We start from the raw sequence: 25,842 nt of genomic DNA, 5'->3' as shown, positions 1-25,842 counted from the left end.
GCGGCGGGACCGCTGGCGCGGCGTGCGTTCCGGCGGCCTCAGCGCGGGTCGCCCTTCAGCGCGCTCCTCAGCGTGCCGACGGCGATGCCTCCCAGCAGGCGCGCCGCGCCCGCATAGACGGCGACGCCCAGCACGACGAGCAGGGCGAGCGCCGCCGCGCCCGCAAGGCCGCCCGCCGCGAGGGCGGGCGCGGCCCAGAGCCGCGCCAGCGCCACCGCGCCCGCCATCACCAGCGCCGCGCCGGCGAGACCGCGCAGGCGCCGCCGGCCTTCAGCCTCGATTGCGACCAGCCGCCGCCGGCCGAGGCCGAGCGCGAGCCCGGCGAGGCTCGCCGCGCTGGAGACCAGCACGCCCAGCGCGGGGCCTGCGATGCCGAGCCACGGCGTGCCGGCAAAGCCGGCGATCCCGCCCAGTATCAGCGCCGCGACGCCGCAGCGTGCCACCAGACGCGACAACCCTTCGGTGAAGGCGATGGCGGCCAGCACCTTCTCGCTCGCCTGCAGCGGCAGGGTGAGGGCGAGGAGCGCCATGGCGGTGGCGGTCAGCCGGGTCGCCTCGGCATCAAAGGCGCCGCGCTGGAACAGCACCGCGACGACGGGTTCGGCCAGCACGGCAAGGCCCAGCGCGGCCGGCAGAGAGAGCGCCAGCGCCGCTTCGATGCCGCCGGCGCCGACGCTGCGTGCCCCGGCTCGACCCTTGCCATCATGCCCGGCGAGGGCCGGCAGCAGCACGGCGCCGGCGCTGGCGCCGACGAGGCCGAGCGGCAGCTCCACCAGCCGCGTCGCGTAGAACAACGCCGCGACGCCGCCGGCGATGCCCGATGCGGCCGCGGCGGCGACGAGGAATCGCAGCTGCGGCAGTGCGGCGGCGAACAGGCTCGGCAGCGCCGCTCCGAGCATCGGCAAGGCGCGGGCGAGGTCCTCTTGGTGCGGCATCGCCAGCGCGCCGCGCGGTACGGCGCAGGCCACCAGCGCGAACTGTGTTACCGCTCCCGCGATCGCCGCGACGGCCAGCCAGGTGAGGGCGGCATCCATCGCCATGCTCCGCCCGCCGGCAAGGATGAGCCCCGTGACCAGCGCGATCACCGCGACATTTCCTGCGACCGGGCCGAAGGCGGGGGCCGCGTAGCGGCCCGCCGCGTTGGCGAGCGCCGCCAGCACCCCGGTGAGCAAGGCGAGCGGCACGCACACCACCGCGATCCGCCCCACCATCACCGCGCCGGCCCCGCGCGGCCCCGTCAGCTCGAAGCCCGGTGCCAGCACGCCGATGACGACGGGCATGAAGACGAACAGCACGAGGCCCGCGGCGAAGGCGGCCAGCGCGAACAGCACCAGCGCCGCGCCCGCCAGCCGCGCCCGCCGGTCCGTCTCCGCGCGCACCAGCGCAGGCAGGATCGCGGCATTGAGCGCGCCCTCGCCCAGGAGGCGCCGGGCGAGCTGCGGCAAGGCGAGGCCGGCGACGGACGCGTCGGCCACCAGCCCGGTGCCGAACAGCGCCGCCACCATCGCGTCGCGCACGAAGCCGAGCCCGCGCGAACCGAGGGTGATGAGAGCGACGGTCGAGGCGCGGCGCAGGAGAGCCATGGGCTAGCAATAGACGCTCCCCGGCGGCGCGCAAGGCATGTTGCCGGCACGCATCCGCGTGGCGCCGCACGGCCAAAAGCGCACATTGCGGGCACTTTTCACGCCTCGGGCGCGTTGCGGGCGCCGCCCCGCTCTGCTACCGGCAACGGGCTTGTTTCCACCAGCGAAAGGCCGCCCCGTGACCGCCCAGCAGCTCGATGTGATCGGCTTCGGCAATGCCATCGTCGACGTGATCTCCCGCGCCGAGGAGGCCTTTCTCGACACCCATGAGATGCGCAAGGGCGGCATGACGCTGATCGACGAGCCGCGCGCCGAGGCCGTCTACGGCGCCATGGGGCCGGGCGTCGAGATTTCCGGCGGCTCGGCGGCCAACACCATGGTCGGCGTCGCGGCGCTGGGCGGGCGCGCCGGCTTCATCGGCAAGGTGCGCGACGACGAGCTCGGCGGCATCTTCGCCCATGACATCCGCGCCGCCGGCGTCGCCTATGCGACCCCGCCCGCCGCGAATGGGCCGACCACTGCGCGCTGCCTGATCCTGGTGACGCCCGATGGCGAGCGCACCATGAACACCTATCTCGGCGCGGCGCAGGGCCTTTCCCCGGTCGATGTCGACGAGGCGATGGTGGCCAGCGCCACCGTCACCTATCTCGAGGGCTATCTGTGGGACCCGCCGGCCGCCAAGGAGGCGTTCCTGAAGGCTGCGGGCATCGCCCACGGGGCGGGGCGCACGGTCGCGCTGACGCTGTCGGACGCGTTCTGCGTCGGGCGCTACCGCGACGAGTTCCTTAAGCTGATCCGCGAGGGCACGGTCGACCTGGTGTTCGCCAACGAGGCGGAGCTGACCTCGCTCTACGAGACCGACTTCGACGCCGCTCTGGCCGCGCTGCGCCGCGAGGCCCGGCGCGCGGTGGTGACGCGCTCCGAGAAGGGTGCGCTCTCCGTGGCCGGCGACGAGCTGGTGGCGGTCGAGGCCTATCCGGTCGCGAAGGTGGTGGACACGACCGGCGCCGGCGACCTGTTCGCCGCCGGCTATCTGCACGGCTTCTCGCGCGGCTTCAGCGCAGAGGAGTCGCTCCGGCTCGGCGCCCTGTCGGCGGCCGAGATCATCAGCCATATCGGGGCCCGTCCCGAGAGGGGGCTGAAGGAGCTCGCCGAGGAGAACGAGCTGCGGGTGTGAGCCGGCGGCGGAATCGTCGCCGCAACCTGACGTTGGCGGCTCGGCGTCCGAAACGATCATTTTGAGGTGATCGGGCCCGACTGGAATACCACTTTATGCCATGATACGTTGAGTGCAGGTGTTAGCGTCACAGTAAGCAGCGACGGTAAATTAGGGATGATCCCGGGTTGACGGGGGAGCGCCCATGCTCAACGCTGCAGTGCAACAGAACTCTCGCCATATCGGGCCACGGCCGTGAACGTCATCAGTCCACAGACCATCCCCTTCGAGCCGGCGCGTTTTCGATCAACCGCCGAGTTCTACAGCCGCTATCGCGTTCCCTACCCGGAATCGCTCATCGCCGACGTGGCGCAACGCATCGATCTGCGCCCGGGCGACCGGGTCCTCGACCTCGGCTGCGGGCCGGGCCCGCTCGCCATCGCCTTCGCCCGGCTCGGCGCACGGGTGACGGCGATGGACCCCGAGCCTTCCATGCTGGACGCGGCGCGAGCCGATGCGTCCTGGGCCGGCGTCGAGCTGACGCTGGTGCAGGGCTCCTCCTACGGGCTCGACAACCCGGTATTCGGCCGTTTCCGCGCCGTGGTGATGGGCCGCTCCTTCCACTGGATGGACCGGCAGGCGACGCTGGCGACGCTGGACCGGATGGTCGATCCCGACGGGGCGGTCGTGCTGTTCGGCGATCGGCAGATCTTTGCCATGCCGGACTGGCGCCCGGTGCTGGAACTCACTACCGAGCGCCATGCCGGCCCGCGCCTCGAGGACCGCAACCGCCGCCGTTCCACCGAATACGTGCCGCACGAAGCGGTGCTGCTGGCCTCACCCTTCCACCGTCTCGAACGGATGGGCCGGGTGATGGAGCGGCGCATCGACATCGAAGACGTCATCGGCCGCGCCTTCTCGCGCTCGGTGACCTCGCCCGCCACGCTCGGCATGGAGCGCGAGGCGTTCGAGCTTGAGCTGCGCGCCGGCCTGGCGGCGCTGGCTCCCGATGGCGTTCTCACGGAAGTGATCGAATCGCAGGCGCTGATCGCGCTGCGCGACCGACAGAGCCCGATCGCCTTACGCGATACGCCCTGAAGCGCAAAAGACCGTCGGAAATCCGAAAATCGCCTCCGGCCGCCACAGCCGGCCCTCCCGGCGGGAGCTTTGCCGCGCCGGGACCGTTCAGCGCGGCGCGCGCTTGGCGAGAATCCGCTGCAGCGTGCGCCGATGCATGGAGAGCCGCCGCGCAGTCTCCGACACGTTGCGTCCGCACAATTCGTAGACCCGCTGGATATGCTCCCAGCGCACGCGGTCGGCCGACATCGGGTTCTCGGGAAGCTGGGGCTTGTAGTCGCCCTGCGCGCTCAGCGCAGCATAGATATCGTCGGCGTCCGCCGGCTTGGCGAGATAGTCCACCGCGCCCATCTTCACTGCGTTCACGGCGGTCGCGATGTTGCCGTAGCCGGTGAGGATGATGCCGCGCGCCTCGGGGCGCCGGCGCTTCAGCGCGGAGATGACGTCGAGCCCGTTGCCGTCGCCGAGCCGCATGTCGACCACCGCATAGGCAGGGGCGCTGCCTTCGACGCTGGCGAGGCCGTCGGCCACCGTCTCGGCCGTGGTCACGGTGAAGCCGCGCGATTCCATGGCGCGCGCGAGGCGCTGCAGGAACGGACGGTCGTCATCCACGATCAGCAGCGTGCGGTCCGTAATTTCCGACGTCGTATCAAGCATCTGGCGTCTTTCCGAGCGCCGCGGGACGCGAGCTCTCCGTTCGATTTTGCGGGGAGATTACACCATCCCCCTCCGGCAGTGCAAAATTGTCGCATACATGGGGCGATCGTGCTTTTCGATCAGGCCCCATGGCGATCGTGCCCTTCTCCCGAAATATCGATCGCCCGGCGCGGCCAGCGCACCGAGACCGAGGCGCCATGGGCGGGCAGCGCGCGGTTCAGGAAGCTCAGTTCGGCGCCGGAGCGCTCGAGCAAAGTCTTGGCGATGAAGACGCCGAGGCCGAGGCCCTCGCGTAGGCCTTCGCTGACCCGCAGCCCGTCGCCGACGAGCGCCTCGCCTTCGGGTTCCATGTCGCGCCGCCAGCGGTGGCGCCCGCGGCTGGTGACGTAGGGTGCGCCGATCGAATCGATGAGCTCCGGGGGAAAGCCAGGTCCGTCGTCGGTCACCGTCACGCTCAGCTCGGCGTCGGTCCAGTTGGCGACGATGTCGACGCGCCCATTGGCGAAGTCGACCGCGTTCTCGACGATGTTGCCGAGCCCGTAGAGCAGGCCCGGATTGCGGGCGATGATCGGCTCGTCGCCGCCGCGGTCCGGCAGCGTCACCTCGATGGCGATGCCGAAATTGCGGTGCGGCGCGACCACGTCCTCGAGGATGTGCGAGATCGGCATGCGGTCGAACGGCGCCTCGCCGCCGCCCAGCGAAGTGAGCGTGCGCAGGATCGTGCGGCAGCGCTCGGCCTGCTCGCGCAGCAGCCCGATGTCGTCCACCATCGGGCTGTCGGCCGGCAGTGCGCGGACAAGCTCCTTGGCGACCACGGTGATGGTGGCGAGCGGGGTGCCGAGCTCGTGCGCGGCGGCGGCGGCGAGCCCGTCGAGCGCCGACAGGTGCTGCTCGCGCGCCAGCACCAGCTCGGTCGCCGCCAGCGCCTCGGAAAGCTCGCGCGTCTCCTCCGCCACCCGCCAGGCATGGACGCCGATGAAGGCGATGGAGATGGCGAGCGCGCACCAGATGGCGGCGAGGTAGACCGCCGGCAGCTCCGGCTCGTTGCCGAGCGCGACCTGGTCGGACCAGGGCAGCGGCATCTGCCACAGGCCGACCACGGCGGCGCAGCTTGCCGCCAGCACGCCGAGCAGCACCGTGGTGCGCGGCGACAGAGCGGTCGCCGAGATGAGCACGGGGGCGAGGAACAGGAAGGCGAAGGGATTGGAAAGGCCGCCGGTGAGGAACAGCAGCGCCGCGAGCTGCAGGATGTCGTAGGCGAGCAGCCAAGCGGCCTCGATGTCGGAGAGCCGCCGCGCGCCTGGATTGCGCAGGCGCAGCGCGAGGTTCAGCCAGGCCGACAGCGCCACTACGGCGAGGCAGGCGCCGATCGGCAGCGTGAAGGCCAGCAGCCAGTGCACGATGACGATGGTCAGCGTCTGGCCGGCAATGGCGAGCCATCGCAGCCGGATCAGCGTGTCGAGCCGAAGGCCGAAATAGCGTTCGCCGATAGGATGTTCGAGCGAGAGCATCGTCGTCCTTCCGTTCCGTATCTTCTCTATAGCCGCAGATACGACCAAAGCGCGAGACACCGGTTTCGTTGACGTTCGCGCCCGAGGGTCTATTTATGTTGCAGCGCACAAGCTGCGCGAAGGCCGAAGCGCGACACGTAACGCTTCGGAAGGATCGCGTTAAAAAAATGCGCCGAAAGTGCCCCGAGGGCGGCGTCCACGGCCGGTTCGGCGGCGGGAGGGACGCAAATGGCGGGCATTGAAGACGGAGGCTCTTATGGCAATCGGCGTTTTTGGTGAATTGCCCGACGCGGAACAGGCGGCCGAGTCGCCGGAGGCGACGGTCGAGACGGCATCGGCCTTTTCCAAGCCGCTCTACTGGATGTTCGAGATGGGCCATGCGGCGCTCGATCCGCTTCGCGTGATCGCCGATGCCAACCGGCTCTACTACCGCAATCCTGCGAATCCGCTGGCGCATACCAGCCTCGGCAAGTCGATTTCGGCGGCGTGCGAGATGTTCGAGCGCACCACGCGGCGCTACGGCAAGCCGGAATGGGGCATCGACGAGACCGTGGTCGGCGCCACCCATGTGCCGGTAACGATCGAGGTGGAATGGGAGCGGCCGTTTTGCCGGCTGCTGCATTTCGTGCGCGACTTTCCCAACCCGCCGCGCCGGCCGCAGCCGCGCATGCTGATCGTGGCGCCGCTGTCGGGCCATTACGCGACGCTGCTGCGCGGCACGGTGCAGACGCTGCTGCCGAACCACGACATCTACATCACCGACTGGGCCGACGCGCGCAACGTGCCGCTCTCCGCCGGGCGCTTCGATCTCGACGACTATATCGACTACGTCATCGAGATATTCCGCCATCTCGGCGGCGGCGTGCATGTGCTCGCCGTGTGCCAGCCGGCGGTGCCGGTGCTGGCGGCGGTGGCGCGCATGGAGGCGATGGGCGATCCGGACGTTCCCGCCTCCATGGTGCTGATGGGCGGGCCGATCGACACCCGCGAGAGCCCGACCGCCGTGAACCACTTCGCCGAGGAGCGCGGGCTCGACTGGTTCCGGCGCAACGTCATCACCACCGTGCCCTGGCCGAATGGCGGCTTCATGCGCCAGGTCTATCCCGGCTTCCTGCAGCTTCACGGCTTCATGGCGATGAATCTGGAGCGCCATCTCCAGGCCCATGCCGATATGTTCCGCCATCTGGTGAAGGGCGACGGCGATTCCGCCGCCAAGCACCGGGAGTTCTATGACGAGTATCTCTCGGTGATGGACCTGCCGGCGGAATATTACCTGCAGACGCTGCAGGCCGTGTTCATCGACCACGCCCTGCCCAGGGGCGAGCTGACCCATCGCGGCGAAAAGGTCGATCCCTCGCAGATCCGCAACGTCGCCCTGCTCACCATCGAGGGCGAGAATGACGACATCTCCGGGGTCGGCCAGACCCGGGCAGCGCAGAAGCTGTGCTCCAGCCTGCCGGACGACATGCGGGTGCACTACCTCCAGCCGACGGTCGGTCATTACGGCGTGTTCAACGGCTCGCGCTTCCGCGCCGACATCGCCCCGCGCATCGCCGACTTCGTGATGAGCCACAACTGGCCGCGGAAAGGCGACAACGCGCCGCGCGGCAAGGGCTGACGGCCGAGACGCCGGCTAAATGTCCCAATAGGGCGGATCGCCGAACGCCTGCCGCAGGCACTCGGCAAAGGCGCGCAGCTTGGCCGAGGGCCGGCGCGCCTCGGCATGGGCGACATAGATGAATTCGGCCTCGGTCTCGGCGCCGACATCGACGACGCGCAGCGTGCCTGCGCGGACCGCAGGGCCGGCAATGAACAGCGGCAGCAGGGCGATGCCGATTCCCGCCGCGGCCGCATCGCGCATCAGTTCGCCATTGTTCACCCGCAGCCCGGGGCGGGCGCGGACATTGACCACGCCCTGCGGCGTCACGAAGCGCCAGTCGGCGATTCCGCGATGGGTGTAGAAGACGCCCCGGTGACCATCGAGTTCGTCGAGGTTGCGCGGCGCGCCGTACCGCTCGAGATAGCCGGGCGACGCCACCAGCACGCGCCGGCTGCGCGCCAGCGGCCAGGCGATGAGCCGGCTGTCCGTCAGCGGCCCGTGCCGCACCACGCCGTCATAGCTCTCGGCCTGGACCTCGATCCGCCGGTCGTCGAGGTCGAGGGTGAGCTCGACCTCCGGATGACGCAGCAGGAACGGATAGAGCGCCGGGCCGAGATGCAGGTGGGCGAACGCCACCGGCGCGGAAATCCGCAGCGGTCCCGACAGCGTGCTGCGGCTTTCGGCAAGGTCCGCCACCGCGGCGTCGAGCTGGCGCATCGCCCCGGTGGCGCGAGCGAGGAACGCCGCGCCGTCGTCGGTGAGCGAGAGCTTGCGGGTGGAGCGGTGGACCAGGCTGGCGCCGAGGCTGCGTTCCAGCCCTGCCAGACGTTCGCTGACCACGGATTTCGACAGGCGCAGCCGCCGTGCCGCCTCGCTGATCGAGCCGGCTTCGGCGATGGCGACGAAGGCGGCGATGCCGTCCAGTTTCATCGTTCGGTCTTTCCGGATGCGAGTTCCATCATTTTCAGGCTAATTCGGACGATGCCTCTTGCCCATAGTCATCTGCGACAGGGCGGCGGCGGGCCATGACGGCCTGCCCGCCCGATAGCATGATGGAGAATTCGATATGGACAGGCTTTCGGGAAAGGTCGCGATCGTCACCGGCGCCAGCTCGGGCATCGGCCGGGCGACCGCGCTGCTGTTCGCGCAGGAAGGCGCGAAGGTCGTGGTCGGCGCGCGCCGCAAGGGCGAGCTCGACGCGCTCGTCGCCGAGATCGCCGGCAAGGGCGGCGAGGCCGTGGCGCTGGCGGGCGACGTCAGCTCTGAGGACTATGCCAAGGCGCTGGTCGCGCTGGCGGTCGAGCGCTTCGGCAGGCTCGACGTCGCCTTCAACAATGCCGGCACGCTCGGCGAGAAGGGGCCCAGCACCGGCGTTTCGGCGGCAGGCTGGAACGACGCTCTGGCGGTGAACCTCACCGGTTCCTTCTTCGGCGCCAAGCACCAGATCGCCGAGATGCTGAAGACCGGCGGCGGCTCGGTGATCTTCACCTCCACCTTCGTCGGCTACACCGCCGCCTTCCCGGGCCTCGCCGCCTATGCCGCCTCGAAGGCGGGGCTGATCGGCCTTACACAGACCCTCGCCGCCGAATTCGGTCCACAGGGCATCCGGGTGAACGCGGTGCTCCCCGGCGCGGTGGAGACGGAGATGTATCGCGAGGCCAACGACACGCCGGAGGCGAAGGCCTTCCTCACCGGCCTGCACGCGCTGAAGCGCGTGGGCGCGCCGGAGGAGCTGGCGCGCTCGGTGCTCTATCTCGCCTCGGACGATTCGTCCTTCGTCACCGGCACCGCCCACCTCGTCGATGGCGGGCTGTCGATCACCCGCACCTGAGGCGGGAGAGGCGGGCCGTTCGTCCGCCTTCCGATGTTCGCCCGCCCGTCAGTGCGCGCGGGCGAACATCTCGTTGAAGGAATAGCCGGAGCCGCGCACGGTGCGGATGGGGTCGGGCTGGCGCGGGCGGTTGAGCGCCTTGCGCAGGCGGCCGACGTGGACGTCCACGGTGCGCTCGTCGATATAGACGTCCTGGCCCCACACCCCGTCGAGCAGCTGCTCGCGCGAATAGACCCGCCCCGGGGACTGCATCAGGAATTCGAGCAGCCGGAACTCGGTCGGCCCGAGATGCAGCTCCCGCCCGCCGCGATGCACGCGCTTGGTCTCGCGGTCGAGCTCGATGTCACCGGCCCGCAACAAGGTGGAGATATGGTCCGGCTTGGCTCGGCGGAGCAGCGCGCGGACCCGCGCCACCAGCTCCGGCACCGAGAACGGCTTCACCACGTAGTCGTCGGCGCCGGTGGCGAGGCCGCGCACACGCTCGGCCTCCTCGCCGCGCGCGGTGAGCATTAGCACCGGCATGCGCTCCGTCTCGGGGCGCGCCCGCAGGCGCCGGCACAGCTCGATGCCGGAAAGCCCCGGCAGCATCCAGTCGAGGATGACGAGGTCGGGGACGCTTTCCCTCAGCCTCGTCTCCGCCTCGTCGCCCCGGGCGACGCTCTCCACCGCATAGCCTTCAGACTCGAGGTTGTAACGCAGGAGCAGGGTCAGCGGCTCCTCGTCCTCGACGATCAGGATGTTGGTCGGCATTGCTTTTCTCGGTTGAGGACGGTCGCCGCCCGCCTCAGGCCGGGAACGGGACCGTCGTCAGGCTGCTGGTATCCTGCTTGGGCCGCTCGTCGGCGAGCAGCTGGCCGGTGGAGAGGTAGTGCACCGTCTCGGCGATGTTGGTGGCGTGGTCGCCGATGCGCTCGATGTTCTTGGCGCAGAACAGCAGATGCGTGCACAGCGAGATATTGCGCGGGTCTTCCATCATGTAGGTGAGGAGCTCGCGGAACAGCGAGGTGTACAGGATGTCGACCTCGCCATCGCGCTTCCACACCTCTAGGGCGCGCGCGTCGTCGCGGCTGGCGTAGGAATCGAGCACGCTCTTGAGCTGCTCGAGCACCATGCCGGACATGTGCTCGACGCCGCGCACCAGCTTCTGCGGGTGGAACTCGCCGGTCAGCGCCAGCACCCGCTTGGCGGTGTTCTTGGCGAGGTCGCCGATGCGCTCGATGTCATTGGCGATGCGCATCGCGGCGACGATCTCGCGCAGGTCGATGGCGAGCGGCTGGCGGCGGGCGATGGTGAGGATGGCCTTCTCCTCGATCTCGCGCTGCAGCAGGTCGATCGGCCCGTCGAGCACGATCACCTTCTGCGCCAGCTCGGTGTCGCGCTTCACCAGCGCCATGACCGAATCGGCGACCAGGCGCTCGGCCTGCCCGCCCATCTCGACCACGCGCCGCGAGAGGTCCTTCAGGTCGCTGTCGAAGGAGGAGACGATATGTTCGGTCATGGGATGATCCTCCGCCGCCAGTTCAGCCGAAGCGGCCGGTGATGTAGTCGCGGGTGCGCGCTTCGCGCGGATTGGTGAAGATTTCGTTGGACGCGGCGACCTCGATCAGCTCGCCCAGATAGAAGAAGGAGGTGATGTCGGCGCAGCGCGCCGCCTGCTGCATGTTGTGGGTGACGATGACGATGGTGAATTCCTGCTTCAGCTCGTCGATCAGGTCCTCGATCTTCGAGGTGGAGATCGGGTCGAGCGCCGAGGTCGGCTCGTCGAGCAGGATCACTTCCGGGCGCACCGCGATGGTGCGGGCGATGCACAGACGCTGCTGCTGGCCGCCCGACATGCCGAGCGCGGAAGTGTGCAGGCGGTCCTTGGTTTCGTCCCAGATCGCGGCCTTGCGCAGGCACCACTCGACGCGCTCGTCCATCTGCGCCTTGTTCAGGCTCTCGTGCAGCTTCACGCCGAAGGCGATGTTGTCGTAGATCGACATCGGGAACGGGGTCGGCTTCTGGAACACCATGCCGATGCGCGAACGCACCACGGTGGAATCGAGGTCCTTGCCGAGCAGGTCGACGCCGTCGAACCAGATGTTCCCTTCCGCGCGCTGGCCCGGATAGAGCTGGTACATGCGGTTGAAGATGCGCAGCAGCGTGGACTTGCCGCAGCCCGAGGGTCCGATCATCGCGGTGACGCGCTTCTCGGGGATCTCGAAATTGATGTTCTTCAGCGCGTGGTTGTCGCCATAGTAGAAGTTGAGCTTGTCCACCTTGAGCTTGGGCTCGGCCGACGGCGCGGTCGCGCGGTTGACGGCGGAGGCGATGTCGATCGACGTCTCGGGTGCGAAATTCATGGTTCGTCTCACTTCATCTTCGCCAGGACAAGGCGGGAAACGACGTTCAGGGCCAGAACCCCGGCGGTGATCAGCAGGGCACCCGCCCAGGCCAGGGCGACCCAGTCCTCGAAGGGCGAGGCGGCGTACTGGTAGATCGCGATCGGCAGCGAGGCCATCGGCGCGTCGAGGCTGACCGACCAGCCATTATTGCCGAGCGAGGTGAACAGCAGCGGCGCGGTCTCGCCGGCGGCGCGCGCCAGCGATAGCAGGATGCCGGTCACGATGCCCGCGCGCGCCGCGCGCCAGGTGATCATCGTCACCACCTTCCACTGCGGCGCGCCGAGTGCGAAGGCCGCCTCGCGCAGGCCGATCGGCACCAGGTTCAGCATGTCCTCGGTGGTGCGCACGACCACCGGGATCACCAGGATGGCGAGGGCGATCGAGCCCGCCCAGCCGGAGAAGCCGCCGAAGGGCACCACCAGGAGCTGGTAAACGAACAGGCCGATCAGGATCGAGGGGGCAGAGAGCAGCACGTCATTGACGAAGCGCACCGCGCTGCCGACCTGCGTGTTGCGCCCGTTCTCGGCGAGGAAGGTGCCGCACATCAGCCCGATCGGGGTGCCGATGATGAGCGCCACGCCGATCTGGATCAGCGAGCCGACGATGGCGTTGAGCAGGCCGCCGCCGGCGCCCGGGGGCAGGGTGATGCGGGTGAAGACATGCGGGCCGAGCGCGGGAAGGCCGCGCGCCAGCAGGGTCCACAGGATCCAGGCCAGCAGCACGAGCGAGAGCGCGGCGAAGCCGGTGGAGAGGGCCTTGACCGTGTAGTCGGTGGCGCGGCGACGGGCGAGAGATGCCATGATCTGTCTTCCTCAGCCCTCGAGCTTCGAGCGGACCAGCATGCGCGACAGCGCAAGCACGATGAAGGAGATGACGAACAGGATGAAGCCGAGCTGCATCAGCGACTGCAGCTTGAGCGAGCCGATGGAGGCTTCGGGGAACTCGTTGGCGATGGTGGAGGCGATGGTCGCGCCCGGTGCGAACAGCGAGGCCGACATGCGGGTCGCATTGCCGATGACGAAGGTCACCGCCATGGTCTCGCCCAGCGCGCGGCCGAGGCCCAGCATGACCGCGCCGACCATGGCCGTGCGGCCATAGGGGACGGAGACGTTGCGATAGACCTCATAGGTCGTGGCGCCGACGCCGTAGGCGGATTCCTTCAGCATCGGGGGCACCGATTCCAGCACTTCGACGAACATGGCGGTGATGAAGGGAAGGATCATCAGCGCCAGGATCAGGCCGGCGGTCAGCATGCCCGCGCCCAGCGGCGGGCCCTGGAACAGCGCGCCGAGCAGCGGGATCGGGCCGAGCCACTCGATGAGGGGCGGCTGCACATAGGCGGCGATCAGCGGCACGACGATGAAGAAGCCCCACATGCCGTAGATGATCGAGGGGATCGCGGCGAGGAGCTGGATCGCCACCCCGATCGGGCGGCGCAGCGGGCCGGCGGCGATCTCGGTGAGGAAGAAGGCGATGCCGAAGGAGAGCGGCAGCGCGACGATGACCGCGATCACGGCGCTGAACACGGTGCCGAACACCATGACGCCGGCGCCGAACTTCTCGGTGACCGGGTTCCAGCTCGTCGACCAGAGGAAGGAGATGCCGAATTCGCGCAGCGCCGGCAGCCCGCCCTCGAACAGCATGGCGATGATCAGGCCGAGCAGCAGCAGAACCAGCAGTCCGCAGCCCCACAGGATGCCGACGAAGATGGGATCGCTGATGCGGCCGGTCGGCTTGTGCGCGGCTTTCAGGGCGGTGGTCGCCTCGGTTCCACTGAGAGTGGCGTCCATGTCGTGTGATCCTCGGACCCGTCTTCCCCGCGGCGTCGCGGCCCGCGGGTCGGCGTTTCAGGGCGTGGCTTTCAGGGCTCGGCGTCGGTGTTTGTCAATGGGTCTGCGCGGCACTCGCCCATGCCGGCTCGCCGTCAGGCTACAGGCCGGGGGCGGAGACGAGAAGAGGCGCAGACGAGAAGGGGCGGCCGCCGTAACGGCCGCCCCGCTTTGTTCGAGGTCTTCCGGCGGAAGCGGAAGACGGACCCGATCAGTTGGTCCAGACGGCCTTGCCGTCGACCTTGACCTCGCTCGACCACGCCTTCTTGATGTTGGCGACGACCGAGTCCGGCAGCGGGATGTAGTGCAGCTTCTCGGCGATGGCGTCGCCGTCGGCGGTGTAGGCCCAGTCGAAGAACTTGATGACGGCGGCCGACTGGTCGGCGTTGTTCGGGTTCTTCGGCAGCAGGATGTAGGTGGCGGAGACGATCGGCCAGGCGCTGTCGCCGGCGGTGTCGATCATCGAGGCGGCGAAGTTCTTCGCGCCGGCCCAGTCGGCCGCGGCAGCGGCGTCCATGAAGGCGGGGACGGAGGGCTTCACGACCTTGCCGGCCTTGTTGACCAGGTTGGTGGTCGGCAGGCTGTTGGCGGCCGCATAGACGAACTCGACGTAGCCGATGGCGCCCTTGGTGTTCTTCACCATGCCCGAAACGCCCTCATTGCCCTTGGCGCCCGCGCCGGCCGGCCACTGCACCGAGGTGGCGGCACCGACGTTGGACTTCCAGTCCGGGCTGACGGCGGACAGGTAGGAGGTGAACACGAAGGAGGTGCCCGAGCTGTCCGAACGATAGATCGGCACGATCGCGGTGTCGGGAAGCTTCACGCCCTTGTTGAGGGCGGCGATCTTCTCGTCGTTCCACTTGGTGATCTTGCCCTGGTAGATGTCGGCGAGCACCGCACCGGAGAGCGTGAGCTGGCCGTCGCCGATGCCGTCGAGGTTGACGGTCGGGACGACGGAGCCGATCACGGTCGGGAACTGCAGCAGGTTGTTGCTGGCGAGCTTGTCGTCGGCCATCGGGGCGTCGGAGGCGCCGAAGTCGACCGTGCGGTTGACGATCTGGTTCTGGCCGCCGCCCGAGCCGATCGACTGGTAGTTCATCCCGTTACCGGTCTTCTCCTTATAGGCCGCGGCCCAGGCCTGATAGACCGGAGCGGGGAAGGAGGCGCCGGCGCCGTTGATGTCGGTGGCGTAGGCGGCGCCGGAAAACGCGAACGACAGCGCGGCGGCGCTGAGGATATGGGTGAGTTTCAAAGGTCTTCTCCTTGGATCGGGAGACCGGCCGCACCCGCATACGAGAAAACGGGGCGCGTTGTTGGCCGGAGGGGCAGCGGATTAAAGTGTACAGGGGGACTTCTATCGCCCCGGCACCAAGGTTCTATGACGTCGGAATGACGTCTTGATGACACCTTAAGCCGCTGTTCCGACGTCGCTTTTTTCGTCCTGATGAAACTGCCCGGAAAGCCGGACGGAGAATGTCGCGCCTTCGCCCGGCGTGCTCTCGATACCGAGCCGGCCGCGGTGGCGCGCGACGATGTGCTTGACGATGGCGAGCCCCAGCCCAGTGCCGCCCTGCTCGCGCGAATGGGCGGTGTCGACCCGGTAGAAGCGTTCGGTGAGGCGTGGCACGTGTTCGGGCGCGATGCCGGGGCCGAAGTCGCGCACGCCCACCACCACGTCGTTCTCGGCGCGGCCGATCGAGATTTCCACCCGCCCGCCGGAGCCGCCATACTTCATCGCGTTCTCGACCAGGTTCTCGAACAGCCGGATCAGCTCGTCCCGGTCGCCGCGCACCGTCACCGGGCCGACCGAGTTGGCGAAGCCGATCTCCACGCCGCGCTCGTGCCCGAGCGGGCTCAGCGTGTCGCGCACATGGCCGACCACGGCGACGAGGTCGACTGCCGCTTCCGGCATGACATGGGCATTGAGCTCGATGCGCGAGAGCGAGAGCAGGTCTTCGATCAGCCGCGACATGCGCCGCGCCTGCTCGCCCATGATCTTGAGGAAGCGCTCGCGCGCATGCGCGTCGTTCCTGGCCGGCCCCTGCAGCGTCTCGATGAAGCCGGAGAGCGAGGCCAGCGGGGTGCGCAGCTCGTGGCTGGCATTGGCGATGAAGTCCACCCGCATCTGCTCGACGCGCCGCTGCTGCGTCAGGTCGACGAAGCTGACCAGCAGCGCCTCGGTGGCTTTGCCCTCGCGCCCGTCGCCGGAGCGGATGGGCACGATGTCGGCGCGCAGCCAACGGTCGATCGGCACCCGCTCGGCGAATTCGATCCGGTGCGGGACGCCGTCGCGGGTGGCGGCGCGGATCGCCTCCAGCACCTCGGGCACGCGCACCGCGAAGGAGACCGGGTCGCCGACCCGGACGCTGGCGGCGATGCCGATGGCGCGGGCGTTGGCGACCAGCACGGTGCCGCGCGGGTCGAGCAGCAGCGCGGCCTCGGGAAGGGCTCGCACCAGCGCCGTGAGTCGTTCCTCGACGCCGAGCCGCACCGGGCTCGGCTCGCCCCGGCGGGCGCTTGCGATCACCACCAGCGGGCGGCGCGAGGCCGGCAGCGCGGCGGCCGCGAGGATGGCGAGGCCGATGGCCGCGGCCGGCAGCGGCGCCAGCATGTCGGCCCACACCGTCGCGGCGAGGCCGGCCGCGGCGACGGCAAGAATCCACCGCGCACCGGCGAGCCTCTGGCGCAGCGTCTCTTCAGGGTAGGTCGTCTCCACCGGGGCCATCGCCGGACCGCTTCCTGCAAATGTTTGTTGCCGGCTGTTGCCAGCCACCGTGCCATTCGGCGTCTTATTCGCTATGCTTCCTGCACACGGCGCGAGATCGAGATGGGGCTTGCGTGCCGCGAATCCAGGGAAGACTCAAGGAACGTACCTTATCTTCCTTATGTTACGTATGAGAGGCTTCCATATGACGAAGAAGCCGGACAAGTCGTCGGTCAAGAAATCTGCGGGAAAAACGCCAGCTAAAAGGTCTTCGAAGGGTTCCTCTTCAGCCAAGAAGGTTGCCTCGTCCGGGGTGAAGTCCGCACCCGTGGACTCGTCCGGCGACGACGATCGCGAACTTGCCAAGGCGCTTGCCGCCTTCTCGGTCGACGAGCCGCTGGCGGCGGTGATTTCTTCGCGCGCCTATGGCAGCGGCGACTATCCCTACACCGACCGTCCCAAGCGCAAGCTCTACCAGAAGGAGCTGCGCGAGCTGCAGATCGAGCTCCTGAAGCTGCAGGAATGGGTGAAGAGCGCGCGCGAGCGGATCGTCATCGTGTTCGAGGGACGCGACGCGGCCGGCAAGGGCGGCACCATCCACCGCTTCGTCCAGCATCTCAACCCGCGCTATGTGCGGGTGGTGGCGCTCGACAAGCCCACCGACGTCGAATCGGCGCAGTGGTACTTCCAGCGCTACGTGGCCCATCTTCCCTATCGCGGCGAGATCGTGATGTTCGACCGCTCCTGGTACAACCGGGCCGTGGTCGAGCCGGTGATGGGCTTCTGCGCCCCGCAGCAGACGACGCAGTTCCTCGACCAGGTGCCGGTGTTCGAGAAGATGCTGGTCGACGACGGCATCCGCCTGTTCAAGATCTGGCTCGACATCGGCCGCGAGATGCAGCTCAAGCGCCTGCATGAGCGCCACAAGGACCCGCTGAAGCGCTGGAAGCTCTCGCCCGTCGACCTGTCCGCGCCCGCGCGCTGGGGCGCGATCTCGACCGCCCGCAACGCGATGATCGAGGCGAGCCACACTGCGAGCACGCCATGGACGGTCGTCCTGGCCAACGACAAGATGCGCGCCCGCCTCGGCGCCATAAGGCGTGTGCTGGCCCAGCTTCCCTATGCGGGGCGCGACGACAAGGTCGTCGGCGTGCCGGACCCGGCCATCGTGCTTGACGGCCATCGTTTCCTGGATCAGGTCACGCGGCCGGCGGCCGCCAATGGTCGTGCGGCCCGGTAGCATCATGAACATCACGAACGGTCGGCCCGGCGTCCTCGCAAGGGGGATGGCGGGCATTGCGGTTGTCGCCCTGGTTGGAGGCGCCGTATCGTCCGGCGCGCTGGCGCAGCAGGTATCCAAGCCGAAGCCGCCGGCGCGGGAGCGTTCCGCGCCGGACGAACGCCCGCCCTTGCCGTCCTCCGATTTTTCCGTGCGCGGTACGGTGACGCCGAAGGGCGAGGCGACGTTCGCCTATCGGGACGGGCATCTGCGCGTCGAGATCTTCCACGGCGCCGAGAGGATTATGGTCGGCCTGGTCGATCCCGAGGCGCACACGATCATCGTGCTGCCCGACCTGCCGGGCATGGGAAGCGTGGCGTTCGAAATGGACCTGCCGCCGGAGTTTAGATTCGTCTCCATGCCGGCGGACAGCCGGCGCATCGGCTTCGACACCGTCAGTACCGAGCCGTGCGAGGTCTGGCGCGGAACCGATCCGGATCTCGGCACGCCGGTGCAGGCCTGCTTCACCGTGGACGGCATTCCCCTGCGGGTACAGGCCACCACGCGGCAGGGCCTCAAAGTGGCATTCGAGGCGACGGAACTCGAGCGCGGGCCGCAGGATCCCGCGGCGTTCGACGTGCCGGAGGGCGTGCGTGTGCAGCGTGTGCCGCCCAGCCTGCAGGACATGGTGCCGGGTGGCGGCCTGTCGCCCTGAACGATCCCGGCCGCCGTTCGGGCCGAGAGGCCGCGCCGAATCGGCCGTCCGTCAGCCCGTGGCGCGGCGGCGGGGCGGAAGTTCGGGCTCGGCCGGCGAACTCGGGTCGGCGGCGACCGGCGTGCTTCCGCTCGCGAGCTCGGCCTTGCCCGCCTCGTAGGGCGAGCCCGCCGTCTCGGCCGTCTCCATCCCAAGGGCGCGGCGGTGGGCGCGGTTCACTAGGAACTCGCGGATGCCGAGGATGATGAGCGCGATGGCGAAGGGCGTCACATAATAGAGCAGGCGCAGCAACAGCAGCGCGCCGAGCAGCGCCTCCTTCTCGAACTGCGGCAGCGCGACCAGCATGGCGGCGTCGAACACGCCGAGCCCGCCGGGCGCGTGGCTGGCGAAGCCGAGCAGCGTCGCGGAGATGAACACCACGCCGAGCGCGATCGGGTCGATGAAGGGCGTCTGCGGCATCAGCACATACATCGCCGCCGCGCAGCAGGTGAGGTCGATGATGCCGATGGCGATCTGCATCAGCGTCAGCTTCGAGCCCGGCAGGGTGACCGCCCAGTGCCCCTCGCCGACGCCGATCCGGCGCGGCTTCAGCCCGACCCAGAACACATAGCCGGCGAGGCCCGCCAGCAGGGCGATGCCGATGAAGCGGTTGATCCAGGGCGGCAGCTGGTCGACGGCGCTCGCGGCCCAGGGCTCGATGGTGATGCCGAGCCCGAGAATGGCGATGTTGCCGAGCCAGAAGGTCAGGCCGGTGACGAAGCACAGCTTGGCCACCTCGATCGCCCCGAGCCCGTGCGCCGAATAGATGCGGTAGCGCACCGTGCCGCCGGTGAAGGCCGAGAAGCCGACATTGTGGCCGACCGAATAGGAGGTGAAGGAGGCGAGCGCGGCGACGCGGTAGGGAATGTCCGGCCGTTCGATCGAGCGCAGCGCGAACCAGTCGTAGAAGGTGAGGGTGAAATAGGCCGCGGCGACGAACAGCGCCGCCAGCCCCACGCGCCACGGGTCCGTTCCCGTCAGCGCGTCGAGCACCTGGCCGGGATGGATGTTGCGCAGCATCTCGTAGAGCACGACCGCCGCGATCGCGATGATGACGAGGCTCGCGAACAGGCCGAGCGTATGCCAGCCGACATGCGCACGCAGCCAGCCGGTGATCGCTTTCAGCCCCTTCATCACACCTTCACCATCATACCTTCCACCGCCTCCCTCGGCCATGCGCAGCGACGCCTAGCAGACCTCGAAGCCTTTCGGAACCGCATATCGGCCCGGCGGGCCGCAAAACCGCAGGAGGGATGGCCTCGCCCGTATCGCCGGCGACGTCTCGCGCCGTGGCTTGTGTTCCCAGATAGAGGCGCCGACGTGACATTGCCGTAACGCTCGCAAGGGCGTGATCGGGCGGTGGCGGCGGGCGGCCGGAGGATTCCACCCCGCCCCGCTCACAGCCGCACCGGATAGCCGATCTCGATGGTACGCGGGCGCGGCAGGCCGAAGCGGTCGACCGAGCGCTCGGCGTTGCGGGCGAGGAAGGCGAACAGATGCGCGAGCGCGTCGCGCACCCCGCCGATGCCGTCGGGCGGGATCACCCGCTCGTGGCCGATGACATAGACCGCCTCGTCCGGGTCGATGCCTTGAGCATAGAGCGCGGGGCCGAGTACCGAGGGCACGTCGATTTGCTGCATGTAGCCGAAGCGCACGTCGACCCGCACATGGACGGGATCGAGGGTGAGCACGCGCACCCGCTCGTCGACCGGCACGCGCGGACGTGCGGCGATCCACACCGAGACGATCACCGACCGGCTGAACTGCACGTTGAGCAGGTCCGAAAGCCGCCCCAGCGCCACCGGCGTCACCGCCCCGCCGCGCGAGAGGAAGATCGCCGTGCGCGGGCTGATGGCGCAGGCGGACGGGCGCCCGCGGGCGACGAAGTCGTCCAGCGGCTCGGTGAAGCGGCGCTGCTGCAGGCCGAGCCCTTCGAGCCCACGCCGCCAGGACACCATGATGACGAGCACGATGGCGGCGATGCCCACCGGCAGCCAGCCGCCGTCCGGCAGCTTGGTGAGGTTGGCGACGGCGAAGGGCAGGTCGATGGCGAACAGCCCGCAGGCGAGGGCGACCAGCGCCGGCACCGGCCACTGCCAGCTCCGCCGCACATAGGCGATGAACAGGATGGTGGTCGCCACCATGGCCATCGCCACCGCGATGCCATAGGCCGAGGCGAGCCGATCCGACGAGCCGAACGACACCACGATGGCGGCGCAGGCGAGCATCATGATCCAGTTGAGCCGGCCGATATAGATGTGCTGGTCGTTGTGCTCGCTGGTGTAGCGGATGCGCATCGGCGGCAGGTAGCCGAGCTCGATCGCCTGCTTGGCGAGCGAGAACACGCCGGTGATGATCGCCTGCGAGGCGATCACCGTCGCGGCGGTGGCGAGGATCAGCAGAGGCACGTCGATCGGGTCGGGCGAGAGGTCGTAGAACGGGTTGCGCACCGCCTCGCGGTGGATCAGCACGTCCGCGCCCTGCCCGAAATAGTTCAGCAGCAGCGCCGGCATGGCGACGAACAGCCAGGCGCGGGTGATGACCGGCCGTCCGAAATGGCCGAGATCGGCATAGAGCGCCTCGCCGCCAGTGATGGCGAGGAAGGTCGCGCCGAGCACCGCGCCAGCAAGCCCCGGATGCAGCACCACAAGCGCGATGCCATGGCGCGGATCGAGCGCGAACAGCACCTGGGGCGCCTGCGCGATGCCGTAGATGCCAAGGCCGGCGAGGGTGGCGAACCATATCAGCATGACCGGGCCGTAGAAGGCGCCGATCCGGTCCGTGCCGGCCCGCTGCGAGACGAACACCATCAGGATCACCAGCACGGTCACGGCGACGATCCAGTGGTCGAGCGGCGGGGCGATCACCTCGAGACCCTCGATCGCCGAGAGCACCGAGATCGCCGGCGTCAGCACGCCGTCGCCGATCAGCATGGCGCCGCCGACGAGGCCGGCTGCCAGCAGCAGAAGGCGCCGGCCGGTGGCGCTGCGGTGCAGGTCGAGCAGCGTCACCAGCGCGAGGATGCCGCCTTCGCCGTCGTTGTCGGCCCGCAGCACGAGCATGACGTATTTGATGGTGACCGACAGGATCACCGCCCAGGTGATCAGCGAGAGCAGGCCGAACACGTTCGAATCGAGGCTGCCGGTGCCGCTCGCCGCCAGCAGGCCCTGCTTGAAGGCGTAGAGCGGGCTGGTGCCAATATCGCCGAACACCACGCCCAGTGCGGCGGTCTCGGCGGCGAAGGGCAGGGCGCGGGCGGGTCTGGGTTCAGCCATGCAGGGCTACCTTCCGCGCCGCAATATGGGTCGGGCGATATCTGCCCCGGCGGGGACTGGGACCGTGTCGGGGCATGGAAATGGGAAGCACGCGCGCCTGATGTCCGGAAAGCGAGCAATACTCTGCCCTGCCGCTCGCGCCAAGACCCGTTAGTGCCAAGACCCGTTCGCGCCCTCTCGCACAGAGACGGGCTCCTGCGCCGCCCGGCCATGCATGCGCAGGCGTGCAGGGCGCCCGCGGCCGCGGGCGCCTATGGGATGCGGAAGGGGTCGGTTCCGGGGAGAGGTGGTCCGCTCGCCCGAGGCGCGGGCACTGCCGGTGCCACGCCGATCGGGGAAGAAGATGAGGGAGGAGGATTTGGGGGGCGGAATAACCCTCCTCCCTCGCCTATCGGCATGGCCCAGTGGAGGTTTGCGGGAACCTCCACAGCATCACCGCAGGTGAGTGATCTATAGGGCCCCATTGGACGCGGCGCAATAAAAACCGAACGGTTTGGTCATTTTTTATCTCGGGGACTTGGGGAACCCGATCGAGCGTGCCATGTTGGGGCGTTACGCGATGAAACGAACACATCGCCGCACGCGGTTCGTGCATCGCGGCCAGCTTCTGTCGTGTATGGATGATGTTCGCCTCATGGCCCGCCGCCGCCTCGCCGATACCGAACCCGTCTGCTCCCTGCAGGGACTTGCGGTCGCGCGGGATGAAGGACGGCGCCTCGCTTCGCTCGAGGCGGGCCACGCCGGGTCGAGCCCGGAAAAGCGCCGGCAGATCCTGAACGGGGCGCGGGACGTCTTCCTCTCCAGCGGCTTCGACGGCGCCAGCATGGGCGAGATTGCCCGCGCCGCCGGCGTCTCCAAGGGCACGCTCTATCTCTATTTCCCCTCCAAGGAAGAGCTGTTCGGCGCCATGGTGGGCGAGGCCTGCGGGCAGGTCGCCGAACGCTTCTTCGTGCTCGACGAGAATGACGAGGTGGGCGACGCCCTCACCCGCATCGGCCATCTCTATGTCGAGGCCATGGTCCAGCCGGAGCATCTGGCGACGGTGCGCATGGTGCTCGGCACGGTGGAGAAGCTGCCCGATATCGGCCGCGAGTTCATCTCGGCCGGGCAGCAGGCGGCGGTCGAGCGGCTGTCGGCTTGGCTCCGCGTCAAGATGGAGCGCGGCGAGCTCGAGATAGACGATGTCGAGTTGGCCGCCTGGCAGTTCATTATCGGCTGCCATTCCATGATCGTGACGTCGATGCTGTTCGGCGGCGCCCCTCGGCCGGATGCCGCCTGCATCGACCGGGTCGTCGGCCACACCGTCTCGTCCTTCCTGCGCGCCTTCGCGCCGCTTCCTTAGGACGCGCGGCCCTCCCCGGCAGCGAACAGCGCCGTGAGCCCCTCGCGATAGCTCGGATGGGCGAGGCCGTGCCCGAGCAGGGCATGCAGGCGATCGTTCCTCACCCGCCGGTTGTCGGCCCAGAAGGAGCGCGCCATCGCCGACATGGTTCGGGCCGCCTCCTCATAGGGCTCCGCCTCGGGCGCGGGCCGCCCGAGCAGCTCCGCCGCGAAGCGCACCGGCGCGCAGGAGGGCGAGGGCTCGTCGTCCACCACGTTGACGGTGCCGTCATGGCCGGTCGCGAGGGCGGCATCGATCGCGTCGGCGATGTCGTCGACATGGATGCGATTGAATGCCTGCCCCTCGCGCTCGATGCAGCGCGCGGTGCCGGCGGCGACGTCCCGCAGCGGGTTTCTGCCCGGCCCGTAGATGCCGCCAAGCCGCAGCACCGCCACCGGCCGTCCGGCCAGTTCGCCGAGCGTGCGCCAGCCCGCCTCGGTCTCGACGCGGCGCACGGTGCGCGGCGCGCTGGCCTGCGGCCTCGCGCTCTCGTCGACCCAGGCACCGCCACGGTCGCCATAGACCCCGATGGTGGAAAGATACACGATCGCCCCGCGCCGCCCGGCGGCGATCAGCGCGGTGCCGAGCGCGCCGAGGAAGGGGTCGCCGTCCTCGCCCGGCGCGGCGGAGACCAGCACCATATCGGCGGCGCCGGCGGCGGCGAGCAGCGCCGGGTCGGCCGTGCCGCCGTCAAAGCGCAGGACCTCCACGCCGGGATGGGGCGCGCCGGTCCGGTTGGTGCCGACGATGCGGGTGAAGCGCCGGCCGTGGCGGGCGATGAAATGGCGGGCGCAATAGCCGAGGCCGAGGCACAGCAGCGTGGTCATGCCGGCGCCTTGGTCGAGGTCGGCAAGGTGGCAGCCGGCGACGCCGCGGCACGGCGCCGATCGATGCGGTGGGACCTGGGCTGTCTCATGCGGCCAGTCTAGCGAGCCGCCACTCCTCGCGCACCCCGGCATCGGGCTCGCTCGCGTGGAGCATCGCGAGCCGGGCAACTTCGGCGGGCGGCAGCAGCTTCGAGAGCGCCCACACCGCCGCCCCGCGCACCAGCGGCGCCTCGTCGGCGAGCAGGCGCTCGGCCTCCGGGGCGAGCCGGGCGTCCGCCGAATTGCCGATGGCGATCAGCACGTTGCGCAGGAAGCGCGTGCGCCCGGTGCGCTTGATCGGGCTCTTTGTGAAGCGGGCGCGGAAGCGGGTGTCGTCGAGCCGGGCCAGCTCGGCGAGCGGGGGCGCGCGGTTCTCCTCGCGGGCGGCAAGGCGGGCTTCGCGCCCCAGCGCGGCGAACTTGTTCCAGGGGCAGGCGGCGAGGCAGTCGTCGCAGCCATAGATCCGGTTGCCCATCAGCGGGCGCAGCTCGACCGGGATCGGGCCCCTGTGCTCGATGGTGAGGTAGGAGATGCAGCGTCGCGCGTCGATCCGGTACGGCGCGGGAAAGGCCTGCGTCGGGCATGCGTCGAGGCAGGCGCGGCAGGAGCCGCAATGGTCGTCGCCCGACGCGTCGGGCGGCAGGGCGAGATCGGTGGCGATGGCGCCGAGCAGCAGCCAGGAGCCGCGCTCGCGCGAGACGAGGTTTGTGTGCTTGCCCTGCCAGCCGAGCCCGGCGGCCTCCGCGAGCGGCTTCTCCATCAGCGGCGCGGTGTCGACGAACACCTTCACCCGCACGGCTTCCGGCCCGCCGGTGCGGGCGACGAAGCGCGAGCAGATGCGCTTCATCTTGCCCTTGATCAATTCGTGATAGTCGTCGCCGCGGGCATAGACCGAGACGGTACCCGCGCTCTGGTGCGCGAGCGCGGTGCGCGGGTCCTCGTCCGGCCCGTAATTGAGGCCGAGCATGACCACGGAGCTTATCTCGGGCCACAGATTGCCGGGCGCGGCGCGGCGCTCGGCGGTCTCGGGCATCCAGTCCATGTCGCCATGGGCGCCCTCGGCGATCCATTGCCGCAGCCGCGGGCCGGCCTGCGGGATGGCGCCGGGCGCCGCCACGCCCATCGCGTCGAAGCCTTCGGCGCGGGCAAGCTCGAACAGGAACGCCTTCGCCGCCGCCGGCTCTAGAAGTCGAGGTCCGCGTAGCACGGGGCCGGGGGCATGCCCGCCATGGTCAGCGCCAGCAGGGGCCGGAAGGCGGGTCGCGACTTGATGCGCGCGTACCAGATCTTCGCTCCCTCGTCCTCTTCCCATGGCACGTCGCCCAGATAGTCGACGCAGGAGATATGCGCGGCGGCAGCGAGGTCGGCGTAGCTCATGCGGTCGCCCGCCAGCCAGTTCCGCGCCTTCAGCAGCCAGCCGATATAGTGCATATGGTAGCGGATATTCGAGCGCGCGGCGCGGATCACCGCCATGTCGGGCGGCCCGCCGCCGAGTTCGCGCGGCATGTAGCGCTTGTAGACCTTCTCGCGGATCAGCGGCTCGGAGACCTCGGCGAAGAACTTGTGGTTGAACCAGCCGGCCAGCCGGCGGACCTCGACCCGGCCCAGGCTGTCGGTCGGCAGCAGGCGGCGATCGCCCAGCACCGCGCCGCGGGTCTCGTCGATATATTCGGTGATGACGTCGATGCCCGGTATGACGAAACCGTCGTCTTCCACCAGCACCGGCGTGGTGCCGGCAGGATCCAGCGTCAGGAATTCGGGCCGACGCTCCCAGACACGCTCTTCGATCAGGAGATGTTCGATGCCCATCTCGCCGAAAGCGAGGCGTACGAGCCGCGAATGAGCACAGAAAGGATGATGATAAAGCTGCATTTTCGGGAGGTTACCGTGGCCGTCGCCGGGCGGCCTGATGCATGGGTCTAGAAGGGTTCATGCCACATCGCAAGCCATCGGGGCGCCTTCATGGCGCCGGGCTTTTGCCGTGGCGGCGCTCGATGGCAGATTCCGCGCGCTAT

The 25,842-nt window shown here is 69.1% G+C and carries 23 protein-coding genes; 7 read left to right on the top strand and 16 right to left on the bottom strand.

Going from position 1 to position 25,842, the window contains the following annotated elements; all coding sequences use genetic code 11:
• Nucleotides 1-38: 38 nt before the first annotated feature.
• Complete coding sequence (gene murJ / locus NVS89_RS07615; RefSeq protein ID WP_258732001.1) at nt 39-1,583, bottom strand: murein biosynthesis integral membrane protein MurJ; 1,545 nt, start codon at nt 1,581-1,583, stop codon at nt 39-41.
• A 178-nt stretch (nt 1,584-1,761) separates the two neighbouring features.
• On the opposite strand from murJ, the gene NVS89_RS07610 reads away from it, so the two are divergent.
• Nucleotides 1,762-2,760, top strand: a complete 999-nt coding sequence (locus NVS89_RS07610; protein WP_258732000.1) for an adenosine kinase — start codon at nt 1,762-1,764, stop codon at nt 2,758-2,760.
• A gap of 234 nt (nt 2,761-2,994) precedes the next feature.
• Entirely contained in the window at nt 2,995-3,837 is an 843-nt protein-coding gene (locus NVS89_RS07605; protein WP_258731999.1) for a class I SAM-dependent methyltransferase, read from the top strand.
• Between the two features lie 87 nt (nt 3,838-3,924).
• On the opposite strand, the gene NVS89_RS07600 is transcribed toward NVS89_RS07605, so the two are convergent.
• Together NVS89_RS07600 and NVS89_RS07595 are read right to left on the bottom strand one after the other, a co-directional pair.
• A complete protein-coding gene (locus tag NVS89_RS07600; RefSeq protein ID WP_258731998.1) occupies nt 3,925-4,473 on the bottom strand; it encodes an ActR/PrrA/RegA family redox response regulator transcription factor in 549 nt (182 codons plus the stop codon).
• Between the two features lie 119 nt (nt 4,474-4,592).
• Nucleotides 4,593-5,984 (bottom strand): ActS/PrrB/RegB family redox-sensitive histidine kinase, encoded by a 1,392-nt coding sequence (locus NVS89_RS07595; protein WP_258731997.1) that lies wholly within the window; start codon nt 5,982-5,984, stop codon nt 4,593-4,595.
• 256 nt (nt 5,985-6,240) lie between these two features.
• Here NVS89_RS07595 and NVS89_RS07590 point away from each other — a divergent pair, with 256 nt between their 5' ends.
• On the top strand, nt 6,241-7,602 hold the full coding sequence (locus NVS89_RS07590) for a polyhydroxyalkanoate depolymerase (protein ID WP_309486526.1): 1,362 nt from the start codon (nt 6,241-6,243) through the stop codon (nt 7,600-7,602).
• Nucleotides 7,603-7,617: 15 nt separating this feature from the next.
• On the opposite strand, the gene NVS89_RS07585 is transcribed toward NVS89_RS07590, so the two are convergent.
• Nucleotides 7,618-8,514 carry a LysR family transcriptional regulator gene (locus NVS89_RS07585; protein WP_258731996.1) on the bottom strand — a complete coding sequence of 299 codons (897 nt, stop codon included), beginning with the start codon at nt 8,512-8,514 and terminating at the stop codon, nt 7,618-7,620.
• Between the two features lie 136 nt (nt 8,515-8,650).
• On the opposite strand from NVS89_RS07585, the gene NVS89_RS07580 reads away from it, so the two are divergent.
• Entirely contained in the window at nt 8,651-9,415 is a 765-nt protein-coding gene (locus NVS89_RS07580; protein ID WP_258731994.1) for an SDR family oxidoreductase, read from the top strand.
• Nucleotides 9,416-9,463: 48 nt separating this feature from the next.
• Here the strand turns inward: NVS89_RS07580 and phoB are convergent, their stop codons facing one another.
• From phoB to NVS89_RS07545, 7 genes are all read right to left on the bottom strand, one after another.
• Complete coding sequence (phoB, locus tag NVS89_RS07575; RefSeq protein WP_258731993.1) at nt 9,464-10,165, bottom strand: phosphate regulon transcriptional regulator PhoB; 702 nt, start codon at nt 10,163-10,165, stop codon at nt 9,464-9,466.
• Nucleotides 10,166-10,199: 34 nt separating this feature from the next.
• Nucleotides 10,200-10,913, bottom strand: a complete 714-nt coding sequence (gene phoU / locus NVS89_RS07570; protein ID WP_258731991.1) for a phosphate signaling complex protein PhoU — start codon at nt 10,911-10,913, stop codon at nt 10,200-10,202.
• 22 nt (nt 10,914-10,935) lie between these two features.
• A complete protein-coding gene (gene pstB / locus NVS89_RS07565; RefSeq protein WP_258731990.1) occupies nt 10,936-11,757 on the bottom strand; it encodes a phosphate ABC transporter ATP-binding protein PstB in 822 nt (273 codons plus the stop codon).
• 8 nt (nt 11,758-11,765) lie between these two features.
• Nucleotides 11,766-12,599, bottom strand: coding sequence for a phosphate ABC transporter permease PstA (gene pstA, locus NVS89_RS07560; RefSeq protein ID WP_258731989.1), 834 nt, complete (start codon nt 12,597-12,599; stop codon nt 11,766-11,768).
• Nucleotides 12,600-12,611: 12 nt separating this feature from the next.
• Nucleotides 12,612-13,589, bottom strand: coding sequence for a phosphate ABC transporter permease subunit PstC (gene pstC / locus NVS89_RS07555; RefSeq protein ID WP_258731988.1), 978 nt, complete (start codon nt 13,587-13,589; stop codon nt 12,612-12,614).
• A gap of 250 nt (nt 13,590-13,839) precedes the next feature.
• Nucleotides 13,840-14,880 carry a phosphate ABC transporter substrate-binding protein PstS gene (pstS, locus tag NVS89_RS07550; protein ID WP_258731987.1) on the bottom strand — a complete coding sequence of 347 codons (1,041 nt, stop codon included), beginning with the start codon at nt 14,878-14,880 and terminating at the stop codon, nt 13,840-13,842.
• A 156-nt stretch (nt 14,881-15,036) separates the two neighbouring features.
• The gene (locus NVS89_RS07545; protein ID WP_258731986.1) at nt 15,037-16,353 is read right to left on the bottom strand and encodes an ATP-binding protein; all 1,317 of its coding nucleotides are present in this window, start codon (nt 16,351-16,353) and stop codon (nt 15,037-15,039) included.
• Between the two features lie 184 nt (nt 16,354-16,537).
• Between NVS89_RS07545 and ppk2 the strand changes: the two genes are divergently transcribed.
• Both ppk2 and NVS89_RS07535 read left to right on the top strand, forming a co-directional pair.
• The gene (ppk2, locus tag NVS89_RS07540) at nt 16,538-17,572 is read left to right on the top strand and encodes a polyphosphate kinase 2 (RefSeq protein WP_374114537.1); all 1,035 of its coding nucleotides are present in this window, start codon (nt 16,538-16,540) and stop codon (nt 17,570-17,572) included.
• A 4-nt stretch (nt 17,573-17,576) separates the two neighbouring features.
• Entirely contained in the window at nt 17,577-18,266 is a 690-nt protein-coding gene (locus NVS89_RS07535; protein ID WP_258731984.1) for a hypothetical protein, read from the top strand.
• Nucleotides 18,267-18,317: 51 nt separating this feature from the next.
• Here NVS89_RS07535 and NVS89_RS07530 read toward each other — a convergent pair whose 3' ends face one another.
• On the bottom strand, nt 18,318-19,439 hold the full coding sequence (locus NVS89_RS07530; RefSeq protein WP_258731983.1) for a putative bifunctional lysylphosphatidylglycerol flippase/synthetase: 1,122 nt from the start codon (nt 19,437-19,439) through the stop codon (nt 18,318-18,320).
• 263 nt (nt 19,440-19,702) lie between these two features.
• Nucleotides 19,703-21,580, bottom strand: coding sequence for a potassium transporter Kup (locus NVS89_RS07525; RefSeq protein ID WP_258731982.1), 1,878 nt, complete (start codon nt 21,578-21,580; stop codon nt 19,703-19,705).
• A gap of 634 nt (nt 21,581-22,214) precedes the next feature.
• Between NVS89_RS07525 and NVS89_RS07520 the strand changes: the two genes are divergently transcribed.
• The gene (locus NVS89_RS07520) at nt 22,215-22,922 is read left to right on the top strand and encodes a TetR/AcrR family transcriptional regulator (protein ID WP_258731981.1); all 708 of its coding nucleotides are present in this window, start codon (nt 22,215-22,217) and stop codon (nt 22,920-22,922) included.
• Here the strand turns inward: NVS89_RS07520 and NVS89_RS07515 are convergent.
• From NVS89_RS07515 to NVS89_RS07505, 3 genes are all read right to left on the bottom strand, one after another.
• Nucleotides 22,919-23,788, bottom strand: a complete 870-nt coding sequence (locus tag NVS89_RS07515; protein ID WP_258731980.1) for an NAD-dependent epimerase/dehydratase family protein — start codon at nt 23,786-23,788, stop codon at nt 22,919-22,921. The genes NVS89_RS07520 and NVS89_RS07515 overlap by 4 nt on opposite strands.
• 85 nt (nt 23,789-23,873) lie before the next feature.
• Nucleotides 23,874-25,034: a tRNA epoxyqueuosine(34) reductase QueG gene (queG, locus tag NVS89_RS07510; RefSeq protein ID WP_258731979.1), complete on the bottom strand. Its 1,161-nt coding sequence runs from the start codon at nt 25,032-25,034 to the stop codon at nt 23,874-23,876.
• The gene (locus NVS89_RS07505; protein WP_258731978.1) at nt 25,010-25,699 is read right to left on the bottom strand and encodes a glutathione S-transferase family protein; all 690 of its coding nucleotides are present in this window, start codon (nt 25,697-25,699) and stop codon (nt 25,010-25,012) included. The genes queG and NVS89_RS07505 overlap by 25 nt, the downstream gene beginning before the upstream one ends.
• Nucleotides 25,700-25,842: the final 143 nt, after the last annotated feature.

Source organism: Ancylobacter mangrovi, assembly GCF_024752355.1.
Taxonomy (GTDB): Bacteria; Pseudomonadota; Alphaproteobacteria; order Rhizobiales; family Xanthobacteraceae; genus Ancylobacter; species Ancylobacter mangrovi.
This window is presented reverse-complemented; position numbering and strand designations above follow the sequence as displayed.

Excerpts from the sequence above, each read along its gene's own strand:
- NVS89_RS07595 (WP_258731997.1), bottom strand. The coding sequence starts at position 5,984 with ATGCTCTCGCTCGAACATCCTATCGGCGAACGCTATTTCGGCCTTCGG.
- murJ (WP_258732001.1), bottom strand. The coding sequence starts at position 1,583 with ATGGCTCTCCTGCGCCGCGCCTCGACCGTCGCTCTCATCACCCTCGGT.
- NVS89_RS07505 (WP_258731978.1), bottom strand. The coding sequence starts at position 25,699 with ATGCAGCTTTATCATCATCCTTTCTGTGCTCATTCGCGGCTCGTACGC.
- pstA (WP_258731989.1), bottom strand. The coding sequence starts at position 12,599 with ATGGCATCTCTCGCCCGTCGCCGCGCCACCGACTACACGGTCAAGGCC.
- NVS89_RS07585 (WP_258731996.1), bottom strand. The coding sequence starts at position 8,514 with ATGAAACTGGACGGCATCGCCGCCTTCGTCGCCATCGCCGAAGCCGGC.
- NVS89_RS07535 (WP_258731984.1), top strand. The coding sequence starts at position 17,577 with ATGAACATCACGAACGGTCGGCCCGGCGTCCTCGCAAGGGGGATGGCG.
- NVS89_RS07545 (WP_258731986.1), bottom strand. The coding sequence starts at position 16,353 with ATGGCCCCGGTGGAGACGACCTACCCTGAAGAGACGCTGCGCCAGAGG.
- NVS89_RS07515 (WP_258731980.1), bottom strand. The coding sequence starts at position 23,788 with ATGACCACGCTGCTGTGCCTCGGCCTCGGCTATTGCGCCCGCCATTTC.
- phoU (WP_258731991.1), bottom strand. The coding sequence starts at position 10,913 with ATGACCGAACATATCGTCTCCTCCTTCGACAGCGACCTGAAGGACCTC.
- NVS89_RS07590 (WP_309486526.1), top strand. The coding sequence starts at position 6,241 with ATGGCAATCGGCGTTTTTGGTGAATTGCCCGACGCGGAACAGGCGGCC.
- NVS89_RS07530 (WP_258731983.1), bottom strand. The coding sequence starts at position 19,439 with ATGAAGGGGCTGAAAGCGATCACCGGCTGGCTGCGTGCGCATGTCGGC.
- phoB (WP_258731993.1), bottom strand. The coding sequence starts at position 10,165 with ATGCCGACCAACATCCTGATCGTCGAGGACGAGGAGCCGCTGACCCTG.
- NVS89_RS07520 (WP_258731981.1), top strand. The coding sequence starts at position 22,215 with ATGGCCCGCCGCCGCCTCGCCGATACCGAACCCGTCTGCTCCCTGCAG.
- ppk2 (WP_374114537.1), top strand. The coding sequence starts at position 16,538 with ATGACGAAGAAGCCGGACAAGTCGTCGGTCAAGAAATCTGCGGGAAAA.
- pstB (WP_258731990.1), bottom strand. The coding sequence starts at position 11,757 with ATGAATTTCGCACCCGAGACGTCGATCGACATCGCCTCCGCCGTCAAC.
- pstC (WP_258731988.1), bottom strand. The coding sequence starts at position 13,589 with ATGGACGCCACTCTCAGTGGAACCGAGGCGACCACCGCCCTGAAAGCC.
- NVS89_RS07600 (WP_258731998.1), bottom strand. The coding sequence starts at position 4,473 with ATGCTTGATACGACGTCGGAAATTACGGACCGCACGCTGCTGATCGTG.
- NVS89_RS07580 (WP_258731994.1), top strand. The coding sequence starts at position 8,651 with ATGGACAGGCTTTCGGGAAAGGTCGCGATCGTCACCGGCGCCAGCTCG.
- NVS89_RS07525 (WP_258731982.1), bottom strand. The coding sequence starts at position 21,580 with ATGGCTGAACCCAGACCCGCCCGCGCCCTGCCCTTCGCCGCCGAGACC.